Annotated in this window: 16 protein-coding genes, 1 tRNA gene and 1 pseudogene; 10 read left to right on the top strand and 8 right to left on the bottom strand. The window is 66.3% G+C overall.

Going from position 1 to position 24,731, the window contains the following annotated elements:
• The first annotated feature begins 2 nt into the window (after positions 1 to 2).
• Together ntrC and AC5LXX_RS11145 are read left to right on the top strand one after the other, a co-directional pair.
• Complete coding sequence (gene ntrC / locus AC5LXX_RS11150; RefSeq protein WP_493409503.1) at positions 3 to 1,520, top strand: nitrogen regulation protein NR(I); 1,518 nt, start codon at positions 3 to 5, stop codon at positions 1,518 to 1,520.
• Positions 1,521 to 1,609: 89 nt separating this feature from the next.
• Positions 1,610 to 3,718 (top strand): prolyl oligopeptidase family serine peptidase, encoded by a 2,109-nt coding sequence (locus tag AC5LXX_RS11145; protein ID WP_493409502.1) that lies wholly within the window; start codon positions 1,610 to 1,612, stop codon positions 3,716 to 3,718.
• 19 nt (positions 3,719 to 3,737) lie between these two features.
• Here the strand turns inward: AC5LXX_RS11145 and xth are convergent, their stop codons facing one another.
• On the bottom strand, positions 3,738 to 4,514 hold the full coding sequence (gene xth / locus AC5LXX_RS11140) for an exodeoxyribonuclease III (RefSeq protein ID WP_493409501.1): 777 nt from the start codon (positions 4,512 to 4,514) through the stop codon (positions 3,738 to 3,740).
• 183 nt (positions 4,515 to 4,697) lie between these two features.
• On the opposite strand from xth, the gene AC5LXX_RS11135 reads away from it, so the two are divergent.
• Positions 4,698 to 4,774 (top strand) — tRNA-Met (locus AC5LXX_RS11135).
• 108 nt (positions 4,775 to 4,882) lie between these two features.
• Here the strand turns inward: AC5LXX_RS11135 and AC5LXX_RS11130 are convergent.
• The gene (locus AC5LXX_RS11130; protein WP_493409500.1) at positions 4,883 to 5,575 is read right to left on the bottom strand and encodes an aspartate/glutamate racemase family protein; all 693 of its coding nucleotides are present in this window, start codon (positions 5,573 to 5,575) and stop codon (positions 4,883 to 4,885) included.
• A gap of 151 nt (positions 5,576 to 5,726) precedes the next feature.
• On the opposite strand from AC5LXX_RS11130, the gene dinB reads away from it, so the two are divergent.
• Positions 5,727 to 6,890 (top strand): DNA polymerase IV, encoded by a 1,164-nt coding sequence (dinB, locus tag AC5LXX_RS11125; protein WP_200097387.1) that lies wholly within the window; start codon positions 5,727 to 5,729, stop codon positions 6,888 to 6,890.
• A 58-nt stretch (positions 6,891 to 6,948) separates the two neighbouring features.
• Here dinB and AC5LXX_RS11120 read toward each other — a convergent pair whose 3' ends face one another.
• The 4 genes from AC5LXX_RS11120 to fixL form a co-directional block, all read right to left on the bottom strand.
• Positions 6,949 to 9,036, bottom strand: coding sequence for a M3 family metallopeptidase (locus tag AC5LXX_RS11120; protein WP_493409499.1), 2,088 nt, complete (start codon positions 9,034 to 9,036; stop codon positions 6,949 to 6,951).
• A 261-nt stretch (positions 9,037 to 9,297) separates the two neighbouring features.
• The gene (gene folD, locus AC5LXX_RS11115) at positions 9,298 to 10,158 is read right to left on the bottom strand and encodes a bifunctional methylenetetrahydrofolate dehydrogenase/methenyltetrahydrofolate cyclohydrolase FolD (protein ID WP_493409498.1); all 861 of its coding nucleotides are present in this window, start codon (positions 10,156 to 10,158) and stop codon (positions 9,298 to 9,300) included.
• A gap of 243 nt (positions 10,159 to 10,401) precedes the next feature.
• A complete protein-coding gene (fixJ, locus tag AC5LXX_RS11110; RefSeq protein ID WP_006493245.1) occupies positions 10,402 to 11,040 on the bottom strand; it encodes an oxygen response regulator transcription factor FixJ in 639 nt (212 codons plus the stop codon).
• A complete protein-coding gene (fixL, locus tag AC5LXX_RS11105; RefSeq protein ID WP_124455462.1) occupies positions 11,037 to 13,553 on the bottom strand; it encodes an oxygen sensor histidine kinase FixL in 2,517 nt (838 codons plus the stop codon). Before fixL ends, fixJ begins: the two co-directional genes overlap by 4 nt.
• Between fixL and AC5LXX_RS11100 the strand changes: the two are divergent.
• From AC5LXX_RS11100 to lpdA, 4 genes and pseudogenes are all read left to right on the top strand, one after another.
• A pseudogene (locus tag AC5LXX_RS11100) lies at positions 13,473 to 13,690 on the top strand (hypothetical protein); the annotation flags it as partial. The gene fixL and the pseudogene AC5LXX_RS11100 overlap by 81 nt on opposite strands.
• A 136-nt stretch (positions 13,691 to 13,826) precedes the next feature.
• On the top strand, positions 13,827 to 16,523 hold the full coding sequence (gene aceE, locus AC5LXX_RS11095) for a pyruvate dehydrogenase (acetyl-transferring), homodimeric type (RefSeq protein ID WP_493409497.1): 2,697 nt from the start codon (positions 13,827 to 13,829) through the stop codon (positions 16,521 to 16,523).
• Positions 16,524 to 16,591: 68 nt separating this feature from the next.
• Positions 16,592 to 18,241, top strand: a complete 1,650-nt coding sequence (gene aceF / locus AC5LXX_RS11090; RefSeq protein ID WP_493409496.1) for a dihydrolipoyllysine-residue acetyltransferase — start codon at positions 16,592 to 16,594, stop codon at positions 18,239 to 18,241.
• A gap of 282 nt (positions 18,242 to 18,523) precedes the next feature.
• Positions 18,524 to 20,281: a dihydrolipoyl dehydrogenase gene (lpdA, locus tag AC5LXX_RS11085; protein ID WP_493409495.1), complete on the top strand. Its 1,758-nt coding sequence runs from the start codon at positions 18,524 to 18,526 to the stop codon at positions 20,279 to 20,281.
• 206 nt (positions 20,282 to 20,487) lie between these two features.
• On the opposite strand, the gene AC5LXX_RS11080 is transcribed toward lpdA, so the two are convergent.
• Positions 20,488 to 21,054: a phasin family protein gene (locus tag AC5LXX_RS11080; RefSeq protein WP_152857003.1), complete on the bottom strand. Its 567-nt coding sequence runs from the start codon at positions 21,052 to 21,054 to the stop codon at positions 20,488 to 20,490.
• 654 nt (positions 21,055 to 21,708) lie between these two features.
• Between AC5LXX_RS11080 and pbpG the strand changes: the two genes are divergently transcribed.
• Positions 21,709 to 22,878, top strand: coding sequence for a D-alanyl-D-alanine endopeptidase (gene pbpG / locus AC5LXX_RS11075; protein WP_124455457.1), 1,170 nt, complete (start codon positions 21,709 to 21,711; stop codon positions 22,876 to 22,878).
• Positions 22,879 to 22,981: 103 nt separating this feature from the next.
• Here pbpG and AC5LXX_RS11070 read toward each other — a convergent pair whose 3' ends face one another.
• Positions 22,982 to 23,791, bottom strand: coding sequence for an IclR family transcriptional regulator (locus AC5LXX_RS11070; RefSeq protein WP_059233713.1), 810 nt, complete (start codon positions 23,789 to 23,791; stop codon positions 22,982 to 22,984).
• Between the two features lie 183 nt (positions 23,792 to 23,974).
• On the opposite strand from AC5LXX_RS11070, the gene AC5LXX_RS11065 reads away from it, so the two are divergent.
• Positions 23,975 to 24,697 carry a (Fe-S)-binding protein gene (locus tag AC5LXX_RS11065; protein ID WP_124455455.1) on the top strand — a complete coding sequence of 241 codons (723 nt, stop codon included), beginning with the start codon at positions 23,975 to 23,977 and terminating at the stop codon, positions 24,695 to 24,697.
• Positions 24,698 to 24,731 lie beyond the last annotated feature (34 nt).

Raw genomic sequence — 24,731 nt, 5'->3', positions numbered from 1 at the left:
CTATGAAGCCGATCTGGATAGTAGACGACGACCAATCGATCCGCTGGGTGCTTGAAAAGGCACTCGCCCGGGACAGCTTCGCGACGAAGAGCTTCGCGAACGTGCGCGACGCGCTGGCCGCGCTCGACCACGAGACGCCGCAGGTGCTCGTGTCCGACATCCGGATGCCGGGCGGCTCGGGCCTCGAGTTGCTGCAGGCGATGCACGAGCGGCTGCCGGGCTTGCCCGTCATCATCATGACGGCGTTTTCCGATCTCGACAGCGCCGTCGCGGCGTTCCAGGGCGGCGCGTTCGAATATCTCGCGAAACCATTCGACGTCGACAAGGCCGTCGAACTGATCCGCCGTGCGGTGGAAGAAAGCCTGCGCGGCGGCGCGCCGCAGGACGAGCGCGTGGCCGAGGCGCCCGAGATGCTCGGCCAGGCTCCCGCGATGCAGGACATGTTTCGCGCGATCGGCCGACTGTCGCATTCGGCCGCAACCGTGCTGATCACCGGCGAATCGGGCACCGGCAAGGAACTCGTCGCACGGGCGCTGCACCGTCACAGCCCGCGCGCGAACGGGCCGTTCATCGCGCTGAACACCGCGGCGATTCCGAAGGACCTGCTCGAGTCCGAGCTGTTCGGCCATGAGCGCGGCGCGTTCACCGGCGCGCAGACGACACGGCAGGGCCGCTTCGAGCAAGCCGAGAACGGCACGCTGTTCCTCGACGAAATCGGCGACATGCCGTTCGACCTGCAGACGCGCCTGTTGCGCGTGCTGTCGGACGGGCAGTTCTATCGCGTCGGCGGGCACAACCCGCTGCGCGCGAACGTGCGCGTGATCGCCGCGACGCACCAGAATCTCGAATCGCGCGTGCGGCAGGGGCTGTTCCGCGAGGACCTTTACCACCGGCTCAACGTGATCCGGCTGCGCCTGCCGCCGTTGCGCGAACGCAGCGAGGACATCGCGCTGCTCACGCGCCACTTCCTGCAGAAGAGTGCCCGCGATCTCGGCGTCGAGCCGAAGCGCGTGTCCGACGAAGCGCTCGCGTACCTGACGTCGCTCGCGTTTCCCGGCAACGTGCGGCAGCTCGAGAACCTCGCGAACTGGCTGACCGTGATGGCGCCCGCGCAGACGGTCGAGGTCAAGGACCTGCCGCCCGACCTCGTGCCGGGCGGTGCGCCGGTCGTCGCGACGGGTGACGGCGCGGATGCGCCCGGCAGCGGCGGCAGCGTGGCAGCCGGAACGTCCGTGCTCGGTGCAGCGCCGGTGGCGAGCACGCCCGTCGCGGCCGCGCCGAACGGCGGCGCGCCGGCCGGCTACCCGCTGTGGGAACACGGGCTGCGTACCGAAGTCGCGCGGCTGTTGCGCGAGAATTCGGCCGACGTGATGGACGAGCTCGCGCGTCGCTTCGAGGCGGCCGTGATCCGCGAGGCGCTCGATTTCACGCGCGGCCGCAAGGTCGAGGCCGCGGAGCGGCTCGGCATCGGCCGCAACACGATCACGCGCAAGATCCAGGAACTCCATCTGGAGCCCTGAGCGCGATTTGCGGCATGCGCTGGCGTCGCGCATGCCGCGATCGGACATAATCGCGGTTTGCACGCAGCTTGCCATTCCGCCGATCCGCAATGTCCGATTCCTTTCGCTGGCCCACCGGGGCCGACCCGTTCCGTTTCCTCGAAGCGCTCGACAGCAAGCGCGCCCGCACGTGGGTCGACGCGCAGAATGCGCGCACGCGCGCCGCGTTGCGCGACGACGACGCGTATCGCGCGCTGACCGCACGTCTCGCCAAGGCCTATCTGCCGCGCGAACGACCGGTGATTCCGACCCGCTGGCGCGACTGGGCGTACGACCTGTGGCAGGACGATCTCCATCCGAAGGGGCTGTGGCGCCGCACGCGCTGGGACGACTGGCGTGCCGGTCGACCTGCGTGGGAAACGCTGCTCGACGTCGACGCGCTCGGTGCCGAGGAGGGCGAATCATGGGTGTTCGAGCAGGACGCGATCCTGTATCCGGACGGCGATCGCGCGCTGCTGTCGCTGTCGCCGGGCGGTGCGGACGCGGTCGTCGTGCGCGAATTCGATCTCGTCGAACGCCGTTTCGTCGATGGTGGTTTCACGATCGACGAGCCGGGCCATCACACGGTCGGCTGGATCGACCGCGACACCGTCTACGTAAGCTGGGATCGCGGCGAAGCGCATGCGACCGCGGCCGGCTATCCGTACGAAGCACGGCGCTGGGTGCGCGGCACGGCGCTGGCCGATGCGCCCGTCGTCTTCAGCGGCGAACCCGACGACATCAGCGCCGGCGCGTGGTTCGATCCGATCGACCGTCGTCACGTCGCGTGGCGCAGCGTCGACTTCTTCGACGCGCATTCATACTGGCTGACCGACGCCGGCGAGTGGGCGCGCTACGACGTGCCGACGCATGTCGAAGTCGGGTTCTGGGAAGGCTGGCTCGTGCTGGAGCCGCGCCTCGACTGGGACTGCGACGGCGTGCGCCATGCGGGCGGCTCGCTGCTCGCGATCCGCGAGCAGGCGTTCCTGGCCGGGTCGCGCGAATTCACGACGCTGTTCGCGCCGCAGCCGACGACGTCCGCGTGCACGTGGACGCACACGCGCACCACGCTGATCGCGAGCTGGCTCGACGACGTGCACAACCGCACGATGCTGTGGCAACCGCGACAGGCCGACGACGGCACGTGGGTGTGGGACGCGCGGCCGTTCGAGTGGACGGGCGACGCGCAGATCGACGTCGAGCCCGTCGAGGCGACGCTGAACGACGAGGTGTACGTCGATGTCGACACCTATCTCGATCCGCCCGAATGCTGGCTGGCCGATCTCGCCGATCGTGCGGACGATGCGCCGTCGCGCCGCGTGCTGCTCGACCGGCCGCCGGTGCAGTTCGATGCGGCCGGGCTCGTCGTGCGCCGCGCGAGCGCGCGCTCGCGGGACGGCACGGTGGTGCCGTACACGCTGATCGGGCCGCGCGATGCGCTCGATCCGGCCGAAGGCGCCACGCGCGTCGCGCGGCCGTGTTTGCTGTCTGGCTACGGCGGCTTTGCGATCCCGAACCTGCCGGGCTACAGCGACGCGTTCGGCATCGGATGGCTCGAACGCGGCGGCGTGATGGCGTTCGCGCATATCCGCGGCGGCGGCGAGTTCGGGCCGCGCTGGCACGTCGACGCGCAGCGCGAGCATCGGCAGCGTTCATTCGACGATTTCATCGCGGTGGCCGAGGATCTGACCGCGACCGGCGTGACGACGGCCGCTCAACTCGGGATCGAGGGCGGCAGCAACGGTGGATTGCTGGTCGCCGCGTGCATGATGCAGCGCCCCGAGCTGTTCGGCGCGGTGCTGTGCCGCGTGCCGCTGCTCGACATGCAGCGCTATCCGAAGCTGCACGCGGGTGCTGCGTGGCTCGGCGAATACGGCGACCCGGACGATCCGGGCGAGGGCGCGGCGCTGGCCGCGTATTCGCCTTATCACCGCGTGCGCGAAGGCGTCGCGTATCCGCCGCTGCTGCTGACGACGTCGACGCGCGACGACCGCGTGCATCCCGCGCATGCGCGCAAGATGGCCGCACGCATGCATGCGCTCGGTCACGAACGGGTGTGGTACTGGGAGAACACCGACGGCGGCCACGGCAGTGCCGACGATCTGGAGCGCGCGGAAGCCGATGCGGCCGAATTCGGCTTCCTGTGGACCCATCTCGGGCCGGCGCCCGCGCGGCGCTAAGCGCGGACGGATTGGACGATCAGCCGACGATCGCGACGACGGGCGTGTGGTCGGACGGCTGTTCCCACGTGCGCGGCGTGCGGTCGACCTCGCACGACGTGCATGTCTGCGCGAGCGCCGGCGACAGCAGGATGTGGTCGATGCGCAACCCCGCGTTGCGGCGGAACGCCATCATCCGGTAGTCCCACCACGTGAAGGTCTTCTCGGGCTGCTCGAAGCGGCGGAACGCGTCGACGAAGCCGAGTTCGATCAGTTGCGCGAAGTGCGCGCGCTCCTGCGGCGACACGAGGTTCTGGCCTTCCCATTTCGCGGGATCGTGCACGTCGCGGTCTTCCGGCGCGATGTTGTAGTCGCCGAGCAGCGCGAGCTTCGGGAAGCGCTGCAACTCGGCGCGCATCCACGCCTGCAGTGCATCGAGCCACTGCATCTTGTAGACGAACTTGTCGGAGTCGGGCGCCTGGCCGTTCGGGAAATACGCGGACACGATCCGCACGCCGTCGACCGTCGCGGCGACCACGCGCTGCTGCGGATCGTCGAAGCCGGGGATATTGCGCACGACGTCCGATTCGTCGACGGTCAGCGACTCGCGCGCGAGGATCGCGACGCCGTTGTAGGTCTTCTGGCCCGTGAACCAGCTGCGGTAGCCGATCGCCTCGAGATCGGCGCGCGGGAATTTCTCGTCAGGCAGCTTCAGTTCCTGCAGGCACAGCACGTCGGTGCCGCTCTGCGCGAGCCAGTCGAGCACATGCTGCTTGCGGACGTTGAGCGAGTTGACGTTCCAGGTGGCGATTTTCATGAACGGGAGTGTGTGTGCGGCGTGAATGCGAAGGCCGCCATCTTACCGCGAGCATGGGGGGCGAACGCGCGCAATGCGCGACGCGGAGCAGGGGGCGTGCGACGCTGCCTGGAAGGGGAGAGAAGAATTTGTGACAAAAGTATTGACGTGAGTACTTCCTCACCCTATAATTTATTTCTCTGACGCGGGGTGGAGCAGTCTGGCAGCTCGTCGGGCTCATAACCCGAAGGTCGTAGGTTCAAATCCTACCCCCGCAACCAAGCACACCAGACGATGTGCAGCGCAAGTGACCGATGCGCGCTTCGTCGACAGGAACCCGGCCTCGTGCCGGGTTTTTTGTTTTCTGCGCGCGATATCCGTTGCCGCGGTTATCGCGCAGCCCACTCCACGGCCGCCTTCGCGTGCAGCGCGGTCGTGTCGAACACCGGCAGCGGCGAATCGTCCGCGCCGATCAGCAGCGTGATCTCCGTGCAGCCGAGGATCACGGCCTGCGCGCCGCGCTTTGCCAGCGCCTCGATGATCGACACATACGTCGCACGCGATTGCGCCGCGATGATGCCGTGGCACAGCTCGTCGTAAATGATCCGGTGCACGTCGTCGCGCCCGCGTTCGTCCGGCACGAGCACGTCCAGCCCGAATTTCTCGCGCAACCGCTCCGCATAGAACGGCAACTCCATCGTGTAGCGCGTGCCGAGCAGTGCGACGCGCTCGACGCCCGCGTCGCGCAGCGCGCTGCCGGTCGGATCGGCGATGTGCAGGAACGGCAGCATCACCGCGGCCTCGATCGCGTCGTGCACGCGGTGCATCGTATTGGTCGTCAGTACGACGAGGTCGGCGCCGGCCGCTTCGAGCTGCCGCCCCGCGTCGGCCATCCGTTCGCCGAGCGCCGCCCAGTCGTGCGTGCGCTGCAGCGCTTCGATTTCCGCGAAATCGACCGTGACGAGCACGCTCTTCGCGTTGTGGTGGCCGCCGTGCAGCGCCTTCGAATGCCGGTTGATCATCCGGTAGTACTCGGCCGACGATTCCCAGCTCATGCCGCCGATCAGTCCGATCGTCTTCATCCGTCACCTTCTCGTTTCGTGTGTCGCGGCAGACGAGTATAGGTGCCGCTGCCCGCGCCCGGCCGGTACGATCCGCGCAAAGCGGGCCGGTACGGCGCAGCCCGGCGCGGGCGGCCGGTTTCTGCCGCACGCGACAGTTGAAACCGGCACTGTGTTTTTGTACAGTATCGGCACCGTGAACCCGACCACCATTCCGCCTGCCGATCCGCACGTGCCGCCGCCGGGCGACGCGCTGCCGCGCATGCGCAAGATCATTCACTGCGACTGCGACTGCTTCTACGCATCGGTCGAGATGCGCGACGACCCGTCGCTGCGCAATCGGCCGCTCGCGGTCGGCGGCCGGCCCGACCAGCGCGGCGTGATCGCGACCTGCAACTACGAGGCGCGGCGCTACGGCGTGCATTCGGCGATGTCGTCGGCGCTCGCGATGCGCAAGTGCCCGGACCTGCTGATCCTGCCGTCCGCGATGGACAAATACCGCGCGGCGTCGCGGCAGATCATGGCGATCTATCGCGACTACACGCCCGACGTCGAGCCGCTGTCGCTCGACGAGGCGTACCTCGACGTCAGCGGGTCGGAGCGGTGCCAGGGCAGTGCGACGCTGATCGCGCGCGAGATCCGCCAGCGTGTGTTCGACACGGTCGGCGTGACCGTCTCGGCCGGCGTCGCGCCGAACAAGTTCATCGCGAAGATCGCGTCGGACTGGAACAAGCCGGACGGCCTGTTCGTCGTGCGGCCGCACGAGATCGACGCGTTCGTCGCGGCGCTGCCGGTGCGCAAGCTGCACGGCGTCGGCAAGGTGACGGCCACGCGGCTCGACCGGCTCGGCATCCAGACCTGCGCGCAGTTGCGCGACTGGCCGCTGATCGACCTGCACCGCGAGTTCGGCGCATTCGGGCGGCGGCTGTACGAACTGTCGCGCGGGATCGACGAACGGCCCGTGCAGGCCGACCAGGAGCGCAAGTCGGTCAGCGTCGAGACGACCTACGTGACCGACCTGACGACGCTCGAGCAATGCGCGGACGAGATCCGTCGCCTCGTCGTGCAGCTCGACGCGCGGATTGCGCGCGCAGGCGCCGCGCGGTCGATCCGCAAGCTGTACGTGAAGATCCGCTTCGCCGATTTCCAGCGCACGACGGTCGAGTGCGTGGCCGACGCGACCAATGCGGAGACGGCCGTCACGCTGCTCGCGAAGGGGCTGCAGCGGCGCGCGCAGGCCGTCCGGCTGCTCGGTGTCGGCGTGCGCATCGACGAGGACACGGCCGAGCGTCACGGGCAGTTCTCGCTGTTCGACGACGAAGCGCCCGCGCCATGAAAAAAGGCACCGCCGCAGCGGTGCCTGTCGATGCAGCCGGAAAGGCCGGGCGGCGCGCTCAGTGTGCGGGCGCGGCCATCCCGTTGTGGCGCAGCAGCGCGTCGATTTCCGGCTCGCGGCCGCGGAACGCCTTGAACGAATCCATCGCCGGGCGGCTGCCGCCGACCTCGAGGATCTCGCGGCGATAGCGCGTGCCGGTGGCCGCGTCGAGCACGCTGCCGCTCTTGGCGGCCGCTTCCTCGAACGCCGCGTACGCATCGGCCGACAGCACCTCGGCCCACTTGTAGCTGTAGTAGCCGGCTGCGTAGCCGCCCGCGAAGATGTGGCTGAACGTGTTCGGCCAGCGCGAGAACGCCGCCTGCGGGATCACGTGATAGCGCTCGTTGATCTCGCGCGCGAAGGCGGTCACGCCGGTGGCGCCGGCCGGGTCGAAGTCGACGTGCAGCAGCATGTCGAACATCGAGAACACGATCTGGCGCAGCGTGCCGAGCCCGCTCTGGAAATTCTTCGCGGCGATCATCTTGTCGAACAGCTCGCGCGGCAGCGTGGCGCCCGTGTCGACGTGCGACGACATCGACGACAGCACGTCCCATTCCCAGCAGAAGTTTTCCATGAACTGCGACGGCAGCTCGACCGCATCCCATTCGACGCCGTTGATGCCCGACACGCCGAGCTCGTCGACGCGCGTGAGCATGTGGTGCAGCCCGTGGCCGAACTCGTGGAACAGCGTGATGACTTCGTCGTGCGTGAAGCACGCGGGCTTGCCACCGATCGGTGCCGAGAAGTTGCAGGTGAGGTACGCAACCGGCGTCTGCACGTCGCTGCCGCGCTTCGCGCGCGAGCGCGCGTCGTCCATCCAGGCGCCGCCGCGCTTGCCTTCGCGCGCGTACAGGTCGAGATAGAACTGGGCGACGAGCGAGCCGTCGCGGTTCTCGACGCGGAAGAAGCGCACGTCCTTGTGCCATACCGGCGCGTCGTCCGGCTTGATGCGCACGCCGAACAGCGTCTCGGTGACGGTGAACAGGCCCTTCAGCACGGCCGGCTCGGGGAAGTACTGCTTGACCTCGTTTTCCGAGAACGCGTAGCGCTGCTGGCGCAGCTTTTCGGCCGCGTATGCCACGTCCCACGGCGCGAGTTCCGTCAGGCCGAGTTCCTTCGCGGCGAACGCGCGCAGCTCGTCCCAGTCCTTGTCTGCGTGCGGGCGCGCGCGCGTGGCGAGATCCTCGAGGAATGCAATGACCTGCTGCGGCGATTCGGCCATCTTCGGCGCGAGCGACACTTCGGCGAAGTTGAGATAGCCGAGCATCTGCGCCTCTTCGCGGCGCAGCTTCAGCTCGTCGGCGACGATCGCCGTGTTGTCCCATTCGGCCTTGCCGTCACCGTACTGCGGCCCGAGCTCCGACGCGCGCGTCGCATACGCGCGGTAGAGCGTCTCGCGCAGCGCGCGGTTGTCCGCGTACTGCAGCACCGGGAAGTACGACGGGAAGTGCAGCGTGAATTTCCAGCCGTCCTTGCCGTCCTTCTGCGCGGCTTCGCGGGCAGCCTCGATCGCGTCGCCGGGCAGGCCGGCCAGGTCGGCTTCGTTTTCGACGAAGTACGCGTACGCGTTGGTGGCATCGAGCACGTGGTCGGAAAATGCCTTCGACAGCGCGGCCTGCTGTTCCTGCAGTTCGGCGAAGCGCGGCTTCTGGTCCTCGGGCAGCTCGGCGCCCGACAGGCGGAAATCGCGCAGCGCGTTGTCGAGGATCTTCTTGCGCTCGGCGGAAAGCGTCGCATATTCGGCGCTCGCGGCGATCGCCTTGTACTTCTCGTACAGCGCGAGATTCTGTCCGACGCTCGACCAGAACTCGGTCACGCGCGGCAGATTTTCACCGTAGGCGGCGCGCAGTTCGGGCGTATCGGCGACCGCGTTCAGGTGGCCGACGATGCCCCATGCGCGGCCGAGCGGCTCCGTGGCCTGCTCGACCGTCTCGACGACGGCGGCCCAGGTCGACGGCGTCGCGCTCGCGCTCGCGGCTTCGACCGCGCGGCCGGCTGCGTCGAGCAGCGTATCGAGCGCGGGCGTCACGTGCTCCGGGCGGATCTCGCCGAAACGGGGCAGGCCGGAGAAGTCGAGGAGCGGATTGGTGTTGGCGCTGGCGGACATAAGACTCCCTGTCTGTTGCCGGATGAACCGGGATGAAAAGGGTAACGGCGGCGGGGCGCGACGGCGCCCGATACCGACATTATTGGGGCGCATCGTGCGCTTTCCAATCGTTAGTTTCTAATGACGCGATTGACGCAGGGTCGGATGGGGGCGACGGGCGACCGGCGAGGGGCGACATGCTTCCGGCGCGGTGCAGCCGCGGCGATGCGGCTGGCGGGACGCCGGCGCACGGAACCGTGCGCCGGCTGAGCGGGCAGGTGGTCAGGCGGCCGCGTCGGCGGCGCGCTCGGCCGCTTCGATCGTGTTGATCAGCAGCATCGTGATGGTCATCGGGCCGACGCCGCCCGGCACCGGCGTGATGTAGCCGGCCACTTCCTTCACGCCCGCGAAATCGACGTCGCCGCACAGCTTGCCGGCGTCGTCGCGGTTCATGCCGACGTCGATCACCGTTGCACCCGGCTTCACCATGTCGGCGGTCAGGATGTTGCGCTTGCCGACTGCCGCGACCACGACATCGGCCTGGCGCGTGTGCGCGGCGAGGTCGCGCGTCTTGCTGTGGCAGATCGTCACGGTCGCGCCGGCGTCGAGCAGCATCATCGCCATCGGCTTGCCGACGATGTTCGAGCGGCCGATCACGACCGCGTTCGCGCCCTGCAGCGCGATGCCGTGCGCCTCGAACATCTTCATCACGCCGTACGGCGTGCACGGGCGGAACAGCGGTTTGCCGGTCATCAGCGCGCCCGCGTTCGCGACGTGGAAGCCGTCGACGTCCTTCTCCGGTGCGATCGCCTCGATCACCTTGTGGCTGTCGATATGCGCCGGCAGCGGCAGCTGGACGAGGATGCCGTGGATCTTCGGGTCGCGGTTCAGTTCGTCGATGCGCGCGAGCAGGTCGGCTTCCGACAGCGTGGCCGGGTATGCATCCTTCTGTGAGAAGAAGCCGTTGTCCTCGCACGCCTTGATCTTGTTGCGCACGTAGACTTCGCTCGCCGGGTTTGCGCCGACGAGGATCACCGCGAGGCCGGGCTGGTGGCCGCGTGCGGTCAGGGCGGCGGCGCGTTCGGCGGCCTGCGCGCGCAGGGTCTTCGAAAGGGCGTTGCCGTCGATGAGGAGGGCTGTCATGGTGGTGGGTCCTGCCGGGAAGTTGGAATGCGGGCGTGCGGCACCCGAAGCGCCGCAGCAAAGCACGCAATTATACCGTTCGCCTGCTGCCGTCCGACAGGGAATCAGCGAGAAGCGTCATGGCCGCGGCGCGCGTGCGCCGGGAGAAAAGGCCGCCGCCGCGCGAGTGGGCCGCATCGCGCGGGGCGGCAGACGTCGTCTGCGGGCCGGGCGGGCAAGCGCCGCCGCGGCCGCTGAAGACGCTCAGGCCTGCTTCTTCGACAGCGCGAGGCGCAGCAGGTCGGCCACCGTGTTGACGTTGAGCTTTTCCATGATGTTCGCGCGGTGCGCCTCGACCGTCTTGATGCTGATGCCGAGATCGTCGGCGATCTGCTTGTTCAGGCGGCCCGCGATGATGCGTTCGAGCACCTGCTGCTCGCGCGCGGTCAGCTTCGACAGGCGTTCGCTCGCGGCCCGCTGTTCCTGGACGCTCTTGCTTTCGCTTCGGGCCTTGTCGAGCATCCGCTCGACGAGCTTGCGCAGCTCGGCCTCGTCGAACGGTTTCTCGATAAAGTCCATCGCACCCTTTTTCATCGTCGACACGGCCATCGGCACGTCGCCGTGACCCGTGACGAAAATGATCGGCAGCGCGGCATTGTCGGCGATCAGGCGTTCCTGCAGCTCGAGACCGCTCATGCCCGACATCCGCACGTCGAGAATCAGGCAGGCGATCTGGCCGGCCTGCTGCGCCGGCTGGTAGGCATCGAGGAACTGCTCCGCGCTCGAGAAGCATTGCACGCGATAGCCGTTCGCCTCCAGCAGCCAGCGCAGCGAGTCCCGTACGGCCTCGTCGTCGTCGACGACAAAGACGGTTTCCTGAGTGGTGGTGACAGGGCTATTCATAGTTCTCCCGTAACGGTATGTGATGCCGATGCCTCGCGCCCCCCTTGGCCGAGATCAGCGGGTTCCCCAATGGGCAGGCTGCAGTGGAACGTCGCGCCGGAAATGCGGCCATCCGGCTCGACGTTGTTGACCACCCACAGACGCCCCCGATGCGATTCGATGATCGAACGGCAGATATTCAGCCCCATGCCCATGCCATCGGACTTGGTGCTGTAAAACGGTTCAAACAGGCGCTCGGCGGTCGCTTCGTCGACGCCCGGACCCTGGTCGATCACGCGGATGTCGACGAAGCCCGCATCGATGTCGGCGACGACGCGGATCACGCCGTCCGCCGACGCCGGCTTCACGTCGGCCATCGCCTCGGCCGCGTTCTTCATCAGGTTCATCAGCACCTGTTCGATCAGCACGGGGTCGACATAAATAATAGGCATTCTTGCGAGGATTTCCGTGACGATCCGGATCCTGCGCTTCCTGGCCTCGATTTCGGCGAGCCCGACCGCGTCGGCGACGATGTCCGCGACCCTTGCCGGCTGGCGTTTCGGCTCGCTGCGCTTCACGAATTCGCGGATCCGCTTGACGATCATCCCGGCGCGCAGCGCCTGCTGCGCGGTCTTTTCCAGCGCGGGCTGCAGCGTCTCGGGCGTGCCGCGGCCGCTCTTGACGAGCGCGAGCGTGCCCGAGCAGTAGTTGTTGATCGCGGCGAGCGGCTGGTTCAATTCGTGTGCAATCGACGACGCCATTTCACCCATCGTCATCAATCGGCTCGTGAACTGCAGCTTTTCTTCCTGCTGGTGCGCGAGTTCCTGCGCCTTCTTGCGGGTCGTGATGTCGGTCGCGATCTGCATCTGCGCGAGGTGGCCGTCGACCCACTGGATGTACTGGCGGCGCACTTCGAACCATTTCTGGATGCTCTCGACGTACACCTCCTGCGCATCGGCCGTGCTGCTCGTCAGCGCGGCGGCCGGCAGGCCCGCGAACGCGTCGACCATGTCGATCGAGTCGGACGAGGCCTGAGCGCGGTCGAAGCCGCCGCCCGACAGCTCGAGATGGCCGTCCGGGCGGATGCCGAACAGGTGGCGGTAGTAGCGGTTCGCGAACAGCAGCTCGGCTTCGTCGGCGGCCAGCACCGATACCGCGGCGTCGAGGCTTTCGAGCACGGTCGTGAAGCGCTCGTGCGCGGCCGCGAGTTCCTCGCGGGCGCGCTTCGGCTCGGTGATGTCGGTCATCGACGACATCCAGCCGGTCTGGCGGCCCGAGCTGTCGATCAGCGGCGACACGTACAGGCGCGCATGGAACAGCGTGCCGTTCTTGCGCCGCACGCGCAGCTCGAAGCCCGAGCTCGGCGCCTTGCCGCGCAGCGTCATGTCGAGCTGGCGCTGCATTTCCGGGTACGCGTCGCGCGGCCAGTACGGGAACGGCGCGACCTTGCCGACGAGGTCGGTTTCGTCCCAGCCCGTCATCCGGCAGAACGCGGGGTTCACGTGCGTGATGCGGCCGTGCATGTCGAGCACGCGCATGCCGATCAGCACCGAGTTTTCCATCGCGCGGCGGAAGAACGCTTCCGCGTACAGAGCCTGCTGCGCCTCGAAGCGCTGGCGCGTGTGCTTCCACAGGCTCCAGAGACTCCACAGCACGAAGCACGACAGGCCGGCGACGAGCCACACGAGCGTGTTGTTGGTCAGGTTCGTGAGCTGCGGGAACGCGTACACGCGCACCGTCAGCCCCTGGCCGGGCGGATCGAGCGGAAGATCGTAGTGCGAGTCGCGCGGCAGGCGCGGGCGCGTCGACGTGGACGACAGCTCGCGGTTGTTCGAATCGGTGATCGAGATCTTGTACTTCGACGACAGTTCCTGCGGGATGTCGTGCTTCAGGATGCCTTCGACCGAGAACACCGCGGCGATCGAGCCGAGATATTCGCGGTCGCCGCGCATCACGGGCGTCTGCAGCGTGATGAAGCCGTTGCCGAAGTCGTCGTAGATCAGCGGCGAATAGGCCTGGCGGCGCGTGCTGCGCGCCTCGTCGTACGCGCCGCGCACGGCTTCCTGCATCTGCGCGTCGCCGGGCTTCGCGAGCCGCTGGCCGAGCAGCGGCGGATGCACGGTCGGCCAGCGCTGCACGCCGGGCGCGGTGTACCAGTTCAGGTAGAGGATTTCCGGATGCGTCTGCATCACGTCCGCGACGGCCATCTGGAACGCGTTCTGGTCGAGGCGGCCCGACGCGAGATCGCGCGACAGCGCCTGCAGCTGTTCCTGCGCGCCGGTCATCGACAGGCGGATCTGCTGCTGCGCCCATGCGACGTTACGGAAGAGGGTGTCTTCCTGCTGCTGCTGTTCGCGGCGATTGAGGCTCCACAGGATGAGGCTCATCACCACGAGGAACACCAGGATCGACAGCAGCGGCGTCAGCAAATAGGAATTGGACCACCACGGTCCGTGGTGCCAACGGGACGGCTGCGACTCCGCCGGCGGGCCCGACGGTCGCGCCGAGCGTGCGAAAAGCCGATCGGTCAACATGGCAGGATTGTAGCGCAGCGCAATACATGGAAAACCTGTACCGGATATGTTGAACGGAAACGGATTTGTTCCGCTGCCGCGTGCCGGAGCGCCCCGAAACATGGGTGCAGCGCAGCAATATTCCGCATTGCGAGAAAAGATCTCACAATTCGAAAATTTTGTTGCGCAGCCCCGCGGACGCTCATTACAATCCGCTGGAGCTTGCCCGCAGCCGGCCGCGTCGCGTCGTCTGCATGAGAGCGATCCTCACATTCCAGGACCCAGGAGACGAGAATGTCCGCTGTACCGAACGAAGTGATGAAGTATGTCGCCGCCGAACGTGACGACGACCCGCAAGAAACCGTCGAGTGGCTGGAGTCGCTCGATGGCGTGATCTCCTCCGTGGGCACCGGCCGCGCGCATTACCTGATCGAAAAGCAAATCGAGTTCGCCCGCATGCACGGCGAACACCTGCCGTTCTCCGCCAACACCCCGTACATCAACACGATTCCGGTCGAAGCACAGGCGAAGATCCCGGGCGACCAGGATATCGAGCACCGTATCCGTTCGTACACGCGCTGGAACGCGCTGGCGATGGTGCTGCGTGCAGGCAAGGACACGAACGTCGGCGGCCACATCGCCTCGTTCGCATCGGCCGCGACGCTCTATGACGTCGGCTACAACCACTTCTGGCACGCAGCGTCCGACCAGCACGGCGGCGATCTCGTGTTCGTGCAGGGCCACTCGTCGCCGGGCGTGTACTCGCGCGCGTTCCTGCTCGGCCGCCTGAAGGAGGAGCAGCTCGACAACTTCCGCCAGGAAGTCGACGGCAAGGGCATCTCGTCGTACCCGCACCCGTGGCTGATGCCGGACTTCTGGCAGTTCCCGACCGTGTCGATGGGTCTCGGCCCGATCATGGCGATCTACCAGGCGCGCTTCATGAAGTACCTGGAGGCACGCGGCATCACGAAGACGGAAGGCCGCAAGGTGTGGGCATTCCTCGGCGACGGCGAGACGGACGAACCGGAATCGCTCGGCGCGATCGGGATGGCGAGCCGCGAGAAGCTCGACAACCTCGTGTTCGTGATCAACTGCAACCTGCAGCGTCTCGACGGCCCGGTGCGCGGCAACGGCAAGATCATCCAGGAACTCGAATCGGAATTCCGCGGCGCCGGCTGGAACGTGATCAAGGTCATCTGGGGCAGCCGCTGGGATGCGCTGTTCGCGCGCGACAAGTCGGGCGCGCTGATGCGCCGCATGATGGACGTCGTCGACGGCGAGTACCAGACGTACAAGTCGGAATCGGGCGCGTTCGTGCGCGAGCACTTCTTCAACACGCCCGAGCTGAAGGCGCTCGTCGCCGACTGGTCGGACGACGACATCTGGGCACTGAACCGCGGCGGTCACGATCCGCACAAGATCTACGCGGCCTTCCACGAAGCCACGAACACGAAGGGCGCGCCGACCGTCATCCTCGCGAAGACCATCAAGGGCTACGGGATGGGCGAGTCGGGCCAGGCGATGAACATCACGCACCAGCAGAAGAAGCTGCCGGTCGAGCAACTGAAGAAGTTCCGTGACCAGTTCCGCCTGCCGATCACCGACGAGCAGATCGCCGACGTGCCGTACCTGAAGTTCGAGGAAGGCTCGAAGGAGCTCGAATACATGCGCAAGCAGCGCATGGATCTCGGCGGCTACCTGCCGCATCGCCGCGAGAAGGCGACGTCGCTGCCGGTGCCGGCGCTCGACGCGTTCGAGCCGCTCTTGAAGGGCACGGGCGAAGGCCGCGAGATCTCGACGACGATGGCGTTCGTGCGGATCCTGAACATCCTGCTGAAGGACAAGGCGCTGGGCAAGCGCGTCGTGCCGATCGTCCCGGACGAATCGCGTACGTTCGGCATGGAAGGCCTGTTCCGCCAGATCGGCATCTGGAATCAGCAGGGCCAGAAGTACGTGCCGGAAGATTCCGACCAGCTGATGTTCTACAAGGAATCGGAAACCGGCCAGATCCTGCAGGAAGGCATCAACGAAGCGGGCGGCATGTGCGACTGGATCGCTGCGGCGACGTCGTACTCGACGCACGGCGAGATCATGGTGCCGTTCTACATCTTCTATTCGATGTTCGGCTTCCAGCGGATCGGCGACCTCGCGTGGGCCGCGGGCGACATGCGTTCGCGCGGCTTCCTGCTCGGCGGTACCGCGGGCCGCACGACGCTGAACGGCGAAGGCCTGCAGCACGAAGACGGCCATTCGCTCCTGTGGGCGGCATCGGTGCCGAACTGCGTGAGCTACGACCCGACGTTCGGCTATGAACTCGCCGTGATCATCCAGGACGGCCTGCGCCGCATGGTGCAGGACCAGGAAGACGTGTACTACTACATCACGGTGATGAACGAGAACTACGAGCACCCGGCGATTCCGCAGGGCGACCACGTAGCGGCCGACATCATCAAGGGCATGTACGCGTTCCGCAAGGCCGACGCCGACAAGAAGGCGCCGCGCGTCCAGCTGCTCGGCGCGGGCACGATCTTCAACGAAGTGATCGCTGCGGCCGACCTGCTGAAGAACGACTGGGGCGTCGCTGCCGACCTGTGGAGCGTGCCGAGCTTCACCGAGCTCGCGCGTGAAGGCCACCAGGTCGAACGCTGGAACCTGCTCCATCCGACCGAAGAGCGTCGCCTGTCGCACGTGCAGAAGTGCCTGAAGGACACGCAGGGCCCGGTCATCGCATCGACCGACTACGTCCGTGCGCTGGTCGACCAGATCCGCGGCCAGGTCGATCGCCGCTTCGTCGTGCTGGGCACCGACGGCTTCGGCCGCTCGGATACCCGCGAGAAGCTCCGTCACTTCTTCGAAGTCGACCGTCACTGGGTCACCGTCGCCGCGCTCAACGCGCTGGCCGACGAAGGCACGATCGAGCGCAAGGTGGTCGCGGACGCGATTGCCAAGTACAACCTCGATCCGTCCAAGCCCAACCCGATGACCGTTTAACGCACACGCCGTGTGATGCCGCGCGCCGCTCCCGCGAGGAGCGCGCGCGGCCATGGAGACAGAAACAGATGAGTCAAGCGATCGAAGTGAAGGTGCCGGATATCGGCGATTACAAGGACGTGCCGGTGATCGAGATCGGCGTGAAGGTCGGCGATACGGTCGAGCCCGAGCAGTCGCTCGTTACGCTCGAGTCGGACAAGGCGACGATGGACGTGCCGAGCCCGGTCGGCGGCGTCGTGAAGGAAATCAAGGTCAAGGTGGGCGATTCCGTGTCGGAAGGCTCGCTGATCATTCTGCTCGAAGGCGGCGCTGCGGCGCAGGCGAACGGCGCGGCTGCGCCTGCCGCCGCTCCGGCTCAGGCTCCGACGGCAGCGCCGGCCCCGGCCGCGGCAGCCCCGGCGGCCGCACCGGCAGCAGCCGGCGGCACGTTCGAGGTGAAGGTGCCCGACATCGGCGACTATAAGGACGTGCCGGTGATCGAGATCGGCGTGAAGGTCGGCGACACGGTCGAGAAGGAACAGTCGCTCGTCACGCTCGAGTCGGACAAGGCGACGATGGACGTGCCGAGCCCGGCCGCCGGCGTCGTGAAGGATATCAAGGTCAAGGTGGGCGATTCGGTATCGGAAGGCACGCTGATCGTGCTGCTCGAAGCCGCAGGCGCACCGGCTGCCGCTCCGCAGGCGAGCGCGCCGGCTCCGGCCGCTGCCGCGCCGGCTGCTGCTCCGGCACCCGCGCAGGCTGCGCCGGCACCGGCTGCCGCGGCCCCGGCCCCGGCCGCTGCGCCGTCGGGCGAATACCGCGCGAGCCACGCGTCGCCGTCGGTGCGCAAGTTCGCGCGCGAACTCGGCGTCGAAGTCGCACGCGTGCAGGGTTCGGGTCCGAAGGGTCGCATTACGAAGGAAGACGTCACGGGCTTCGTGAAGGGCGTGATGACCGGCCAGCGCGCGGCACCGGCAGCGGCAGCCGCGCCGGCAGGCGGCGGCGAGCTGAACCTGCTGCCGTGGCCGAAGGTCGACTTCTCGAAGTTCGGCCCGTTCGAGGCGAAGCCGCTGTCGCGCATAAAGAAGATCTCGGGCGCGAACCTGCATCGCAACTGGGTGATGATCCCGCACGTCACGAACAACGACGAAGCGGACATCACCGAGCTCGAAGCGCTGCGTGTCCAGCTGAACAAGGAAAACGAGAAGGCGGGCGTGAAGTTCACGATGCTCGCGTTCGTGATCAAGGCAGTCGTCGCCGCGCTGAAGAAATTCCCGACCTTCAACGCGAGCCTCGACGGCGACAACCTCGTGTTCAAGCAGTACTTCCACGTCGGTTTCGCGGCCGATACGCCGAACGGCCTCGTCGTGCCGGTGATCCGCGATGCGGACAAGAAGGGTCTCGTCGACATCGCGAAGGAAATGAGCGACCTGTCGAAGGCCGCGCGCGAAGGCAAGCTGAAGCCGGACCAGATGCAGGGCGGCTGCTTCTCGATCTCGTCGCTCGGCGGGATCGGTGGCACCAACTTCACGCCGATCATCAACGCGCCGGAAGTGGCGATCCTCGGGTTGTCGCGCGGGCAGATGAAGCCGGTGTGGGACGGCAAGCAGTTCGTGCCGCGTCTCATGCTGCCGCTGTCGCTGTCGTATGACCATCGCGTCATCGATGGCGCCGAAGCCGCGCGGTTCAATGCGTATCTCGGCGCGTTGCTCGGCGATTTCCGTCGCATCGCTCTTTGATGAGCGGGGAGGGGGCTCGCGGGGGCGTGGGTTTTTTGTTTGTTATCCGCGCCCTGTCGTTGAACCTGTATTGCTGACGGTCTGCTAGCGTCGCCCCTGCGCGGGGCGGCGGTCACTTTTCTTTGTCTTCCAAAGAAAAGTAACCAAAAGAAAGGCGCGTCCTTGGGCGGACAGCAAAGGTGGTCCTGCCCAGGTTCGCGTTCTTTTGCCAGGCCGTCGTTGCAGGTTCTTTCTGCGGGTTCCTCCCCCCTCTGTCTGCAGTCAATCAAGAAGGGGACAGTAATGAGTCTCATCGAAGTCAAGGTTCCGGATATCGGCGATTTCAGCGGCGTCGATGTCATCGAAGTCAACGTCAAACCCGGCGACGTGATCGAAAAAGAGCAAACGCTCATCACGCTCGAATCCGATAAAGCCTCCATGGAAGTGCCCAGCGACGTCGCCGGCACCGTCAAGGAAATCAAGGTCAAAGCCGGCGAGAAAGTCTCGCAAGGCACCGTCATCGCCATCGTCGAAGCTTCGGCAGGCGTCGCCGCACCCGCACCCGCGAAAGCACCCGAAGCGCCGAAGCCCGCAGCAGCTGCACCCGCGCCGGCGCCCGCGCCGCAAGCCGGCAGCTACAACGGTGCCGCCGACATCGAGTGCGACATGCTCGTGCTCGGCGCCGGCCCCGGCGGCTACTCGGCCGCGTTCCGCGCCGCCGACCTCGGCATGAAGACCGTGCTCGTCGAACGCTACTCGACACTCGGCGGCGTGTGCCTGAACGTCGGCTGTATCCCGTCGAAGGCGCTGCTGCATACGTCGCTCGTCGTCGAAGAAGCCGCGGCGCTCGCGTCGCACGGCATCACGTTCGGCAAGCCGCAGGTCGACCTCGACAAGCTGCGCGACTTCAAGGGCGGCGTCGTCAAGAAACTGACGACGGGCCTCGCCGGCATGGCCAAGGCACGCAAGGTCGAAGTGGTCACGGGCGTCGGCGCATTCGTCGACCCGTTCCACATGGAAGTGCAGGGCGAAAACGGCAAGAAGGTCGTCAAGTTCAAGCAGGCGATCATCGCCGCAGGCTCGCAAGCCGTGAAGCTGCCGTTCATGCCGGAAGACCCGCGCGTCGTCGATTCGACCGGCGCACTCGAACTGCGCCAGCTGCCGAAGCGCATGCTCGTGATCGGCGGCGGCATCATCGGCCTCGAAATGGCCACGGTGTACTCGACGCTCGGCGCCGAGATCGACGTCGTCGAAATGATGGACGGCCTGATGATGGGCGCCGACCGCGATCTCGTGAAGGTCTGGGAAAAGTACAACGCGAAGCGCTTCGGCAACGTGATGCTGAAGACCAAGACGGTCGGCGCGGAAGCGAAGGAAGACGGCATCTACGTGAAGTTCGAGGGCGAGAAGGCGCCGGCGGAAGCGCAGCGCTACGACCTCGTGCTCGTCGCGGTGGGCCGCAGCCCGAACGGCAAGAAGATCGGTGCCGACAAGGCCGGCGTCGCGGTCACGGATCGCGGCTTCATCGACGTCGACAAGCAGATGCGCACGAACGTGCCGCACATCTTCGCGATCGGCGACATCGTCGGCCAGCCGATGCTCGCGCACAAGGCGGTGCATGAAGGCCACGTCGCCGCGGAAGCCGCGCACGGCGAGAAGGCATACTTCGACGCGCTGCAGATCCCGTCGGTGGCGTACACCGATCCGGAAGTGGCGTGGGCCGGCAAGACGGAAGACCAGTGCAAGGCCGAAGGCATCAAGTACGGCAAGGCCGTGTTCCCGTGGGCCGCGTCGGGCCGCGCGATCGCGAACGGCCGCGACGAAGGCTTCACGAAGCTGATCTTCGACGAGGAAACCCACCGCGTGATCGGTGGCGCCATCGTCGGCCTGAACGCGGGCGACCTGATCAGCGAAGTGTGCCTCGCCGTCGAGATGGGCGCGGACGCGGAAGACATCGGCAAGACGATCCATCCGCACCCGACGCTCGGCGAATCGGTCGGCATGGCCGCCGAACTGTACGAAGGCGTCTGTACGGACCTGCCGCCGCAACGCAAGAAGTAACGCGACGCGCACGGCCGGCCATGCGCCGGTTACAAAAAACGCCGCCGCCCGGGCAATCCGGACGGCGGCGTTTTCCTTTGCCTGCGGCCGATGCGGCGATCAAACCGCTTGATCGAGCGCGGCGAGCGGCGGGCCGTTCGCGCACGTTCCGGCGCCGGAAACGAAAAAGCCGCGCTGGGCGCGGCTCTTTCAGGAGCAGGGGACGCTTACGCGGCCGGCTTGCTCGAACGACGTGCGGCAGCGGCGGTCGCAGCCTTCGTGGCGACGGCAGCAGCAGCGTTGAAGTTCGTTTCGGCGATTTCGACGGCTTGCTTCGTGGCCTTCTGAACCGTTTCGTACGTGGTGTTCGCAGCGTTCAGTGCCGACTTCAGCGCGGCGACAGCCGTTTCCGAACCGGCCGGGGCGTTCTTCGCGACGTTGTCGACGAGTGCCTGGACCTTCTTGTTCTGCTCTTCGAATTGCGCTTCGGCAACCTTCGCGAACTCGGCTTGTGTCGACGATGCGATTTCGTACAGGTGACGGCCGTACGACAGCACCTTTTCGGCGACCGGCTGCGACAGGCTGGCTTGCAGTGCGATCAGTTCCTGAGCGTCCTTCACCGACAGCAGGCGCTGTGCGTTTTCCTGCCCCTCGGTCAGCGTCGACTTCACGACCTGCAGGTTGAGTTCGATCAGCTTTTCGACGCCTTCGAATGCCTTGGTCGTCAGACCGAACAGGCTTTCGAGGTTGGCTTTTTGTGCAGCGGCGATTTGCTCGGGGGTCAGCAAGGACATGTCAAGCTCCTGAAAAGCGATCGCGTCGATCGCAGAGATAAAGGGCACTACGCTGGGGAACCTCGGATGCGCGTGCTTTGTGCAACGCAGCAATGAGGCCTATTTTAGGGCAGAGGAAGCGGATGTCAAGTACTTTTTGTGCGTTGCACAATCATCGTAAATTATCGATAAAACAACGAGTTATCGTGGCCGTTCGGAATCGGTTTCATGCGTAATCCCAAATGGTGCGCACGGCCGCAGGGCGAGCGCGGCGCACCATGATCACGCACAGGTAAACCTGACAGGCCCCTGGAACGTTATCCTTCTGTTCCTGTCGAAGAACGCGCCGTTTCGATGCGCGTGCCGTGGCGACGTGCCGCCGCCACGGTCGAGACCGGCGCCCTTGGCACGTCGAGCACCGGATACGTAGTTTCCCCGCTTTAAATCGCCTCCAAAGTGACGTTATCTCAATTAACCGTGTGGTAATCGGGAGACGGGCGCTGTCGGGCAGTGCACTCATTGGTTTTTTCGATGGGGGCGGGAGGGGTCATTGGTCTGAGGTTGGCCGACCCTTACATTCCGGTTTAACGACGATCGGTAAGTGCCTAATATTGCTCTTTTTTTCAGCTTTAACTACACTTGCGGAAACCTCCCGCCCGCTTTGTCCAGACCCCAATGAAAGCCGAATCGTTTTCACCGCGCAGATTGTTGCAGAGCATGACGCTCGGCACGGCTGTGTCGGTCGCAGTCGCCTTGCTGGCGACTACAGCGTCCGTCGCGCCTGCTGACGCCTTTGCCGCCACTGCGAAGACCCAACAAGCCGCCAAGAAAAAGGCCGTCGCTCCTGCTTCGTCAGCGAAGAAGAAGTCGGCCAAGGCGACCTCCGACAAATCCGCCAAGGTCGCCGAGGCCGATGCGCCGCGCGCGAAGGCGTCGCGAAAGCGGGTGACGCTCGCCGCGAACAACCTGCATGGCGGCCACCGCGGCGCGGTCCGCAAGGTCGCGTTCCAGCCGCGCCGTCCGACGGTTGGCCAGGCGTTCGGCCTGCACGACACGCCCGACGCGCTCGCGCTGCGTTCGAGCGTCGCGTACGTCGTCGACCAGAATTCCGGGGAGCCGCTGTTCGACAAGAATTCGCACGCCGTCGTGCCGATCGCGTCGATCTCGAAGCTGATGACGGCGATGGTCGTGCTCGACTCGAAGTCGCCGATGACCGACCAGATCGAAGTCACCGACGAAGACCGCGACTACGAGAAGGGCACGGGCTCGCGCCTGTCGGTCGGCTCGGTGCTGTCGCGCGAGGACATGCTGCACATCGCGCTGATGGCGTCGGAAAACCGCGCGGCCGCGTCGCTGTCGCGTTACTACCCGGGCGGGCGTCCGGCATTCATCGCCGCGATGAACGCGAAGGCGAAGGCGCTCGGCATGACCGATACGCACTTCGAGAATTCGACGGGCCTGTCGAGTTCGAACGTGTCGAGCGCACGTGACCTCGTGAAGATGGTCAATGCGGCGTACCAGTATCCGATGATCCGTCAGTTCTCGACCGATCGCACGTACGAGGTGTACACGGGCAAGCGCAACCTGGTCTACAACAGCACCAATGCGCTGATCCGCGGCAACGGCTCGTGGGACATCGGCCTGCAGAAGACGGGCTTCATCAACGAAGCAGGCGAATGCCTCGTGATGCAGGCGACGATCCACGGCCGGCCGATGGTGATGGTGCTGCTCGACTCGTTCGGCAAGTACTCGCGCTTCGCCGACGCATCGCGCCTGCGCAACTGGCTCGACGCCGGTGGCGGCGAGCGCCTGACGGCAGCCAACACGCCGAACGGCGGCACCTGATCGCGTCGCGGCGGTTCGCCGCCGCTTCGCAGGTTCCAAGAAAAAAGCCCCGCAATCGCGGGGCTTTTTTGTCGGGCATGAACCGGGGTGGGCGAGGGCAGGCTTACGCCTGCCGCTGCAGTCCGTCCACGTCCTTCGAGGGCGCAGGCCGGTAGCCGAGCGATTCCGAGATGGTGAGCGCGGTGCGGCTCAACTGGCCGAGCCACGCGTCTTGCAGGCGGTCGGCTGGTGCCGACAGCGACAGGCCCGCGACGAGCTTGCCCGAATCGTCGTAGATGCCGGCCGCGATGCAGCGCACGCCGAGCTCCAGCTCCTCGTTGTCGCGCGCGCACGATTGCTGGCGGACGATCGTCAGCTCGCGCTCGAGCTTCGCGATGTCGGTGATGCTGTTCTGCGTATGGCCGGACAGCCCGGTGCGCGTTGCATAGGCGCGCACGCGCGACGTTTCGTCGGCCGCGAGGAACAGCTTGCCGACCGACGTCAGGTGCAGCGGCGCACGGCCGCCGATCGCGCGGACGACCTGCATCCCCGAGCGTTCGGAATACGCGCGCTCGATGTAGACGATCTCGTCGCCCTGGCGTACCGACAGGTTCACGGTCTGCCCGGTGAGGCGGTGCAGTTCGCGCATCGGCATCAGCGCCGCGTCGCGCACCGACAGGCGCGCCTTCACGAGGTTGCCGAGTTCCAGCAGCCGCATGCCGAGGCGGTAGGTGCCGGGATCGGAACGGTCGACGAGGCGACAGGTCACCATGTCGTTGAGGATGCGGTGCGCGGTCGACGGGTGCAGCTCCGTGCGCTGCGCCAGTTCCTTCAGGCTGACAGGATCGCTGTGCGCGGCGAGCGCGTCCAGCAACCGCATCATGCGTTCGATCACCTGGATCGACGTTTTTGAATCCGGGGTGGGTTGGCTCATGTCGGGGGAGAAATCGGTTGACGCGTCAAGCGGTGTTGCAACGATTGTATCTCGTATCGTGAAAAAAGCGAACGCCGTTCGAGGAAGTCCTCGTTTCTCGCATGGCCGGGTTGCACGCGAGCCGGCGTTGGTCTTGCCAGCCAAACGGCGGATAATGAGAGCCGTTTTCTCGAAGGAGCACGTATGCGAGTCGGTTTGTTCGTGACCTGCCTGGTCGATCTGATGCGCCCCGAAATCGGTTTCTCGGCGCTGAAGCTGATTCGCGACGCCGGCTACGAGGTGATCGTGCCGCCCGCGCAGACCTGCTGCGGCCAGCCGGCCTACAACTCGGGCGACCGTGCGCTCGCGCGCGACCTCGCGGAAAAGACGCTGCGCGAGTTCGAGCAGTTCGATTACGTCGTCGCGCCGTCGGGTTCGTGCGGCGGGATGATTCGCGCGCACTACGGCGACCTGTTCCGCGACGATCCCGAACTGATGGGGCGCTACACGCGGTTCCAGCAGAAAGTCTACGAACTGACCGATTTCCTCGCGAACGTCGCGAAGGTGTCGCTCGCGCCGGGCGAATTCACCGGGCCCGTCACCTATCACGATTCGTGCTCGGGCCTGCGCGAGCTCGGCGTGAAGGCGCAGCCGCGCGCGCTGCTGGCGCAGCGCGGCGTCGCGGTCACCGAGATGAAGGACTGCGAGCACTGCTGCGGCTTCGGCGGCACGTTTGCGGTCAAGTACGGCGACATCTCGGCGGCCATCGCGGACGAGAAATGCGCGAACGTGCGCGCATCGGGCACGGGCGCCGTCGTGCTCGGCGATCTCGGCTGCATGCTGAACATCGAAGGGCGGTTGCGCCGCACCGGCGACCGCGACACACGCGTGCTGCACGTCGCGCAGGTGCTGGCGGGCGACGTCTGACGCCCGGTTCCGCTCACTTTTCCCCGATACCGCG

This window comes from Burkholderia torrens (assembly GCF_984668525.1).
This window is presented reverse-complemented; position numbering and strand designations above follow the sequence as displayed.

Excerpts from the sequence above, each read along its gene's own strand:
- ntrC (WP_493409503.1), top strand. The coding sequence starts at position 3 with ATGAAGCCGATCTGGATAGTAGACGACGACCAATCGATCCGCTGGGTG.
- AC5LXX_RS11145 (WP_493409502.1), top strand. The coding sequence starts at position 1,610 with ATGTCCGATTCCTTTCGCTGGCCCACCGGGGCCGACCCGTTCCGTTTC.
- xth (WP_493409501.1), bottom strand. The coding sequence starts at position 4,514 with ATGAAAATCGCCACCTGGAACGTCAACTCGCTCAACGTCCGCAAGCAG.
- AC5LXX_RS11130 (WP_493409500.1), bottom strand. The coding sequence starts at position 5,575 with ATGAAGACGATCGGACTGATCGGCGGCATGAGCTGGGAATCGTCGGCC.
- AC5LXX_RS11120 (WP_493409499.1), bottom strand. The coding sequence starts at position 9,036 with ATGTCCGCCAGCGCCAACACCAATCCGCTCCTCGACTTCTCCGGCCTG.
- folD (WP_493409498.1), bottom strand. The coding sequence starts at position 10,158 with ATGACAGCCCTCCTCATCGACGGCAACGCCCTTTCGAAGACCCTGCGC.
- fixJ (WP_006493245.1), bottom strand. The coding sequence starts at position 11,040 with ATGAATAGCCCTGTCACCACCACTCAGGAAACCGTCTTTGTCGTCGAC.
- fixL (WP_124455462.1), bottom strand. The coding sequence starts at position 13,553 with ATGTTGACCGATCGGCTTTTCGCACGCTCGGCGCGACCGTCGGGCCCG.
- aceE (WP_493409497.1), top strand. The coding sequence starts at position 13,827 with ATGTCCGCTGTACCGAACGAAGTGATGAAGTATGTCGCCGCCGAACGT.
- aceF (WP_493409496.1), top strand. The coding sequence starts at position 16,592 with ATGAGTCAAGCGATCGAAGTGAAGGTGCCGGATATCGGCGATTACAAG.
- lpdA (WP_493409495.1), top strand. The coding sequence starts at position 18,524 with ATGAGTCTCATCGAAGTCAAGGTTCCGGATATCGGCGATTTCAGCGGC.
- AC5LXX_RS11080 (WP_152857003.1), bottom strand. The coding sequence starts at position 21,054 with ATGTCCTTGCTGACCCCCGAGCAAATCGCCGCTGCACAAAAAGCCAAC.
- pbpG (WP_124455457.1), top strand. The coding sequence starts at position 21,709 with ATGAAAGCCGAATCGTTTTCACCGCGCAGATTGTTGCAGAGCATGACG.
- AC5LXX_RS11070 (WP_059233713.1), bottom strand. The coding sequence starts at position 23,791 with ATGAGCCAACCCACCCCGGATTCAAAAACGTCGATCCAGGTGATCGAA.
- AC5LXX_RS11065 (WP_124455455.1), top strand. The coding sequence starts at position 23,975 with ATGCGAGTCGGTTTGTTCGTGACCTGCCTGGTCGATCTGATGCGCCCC.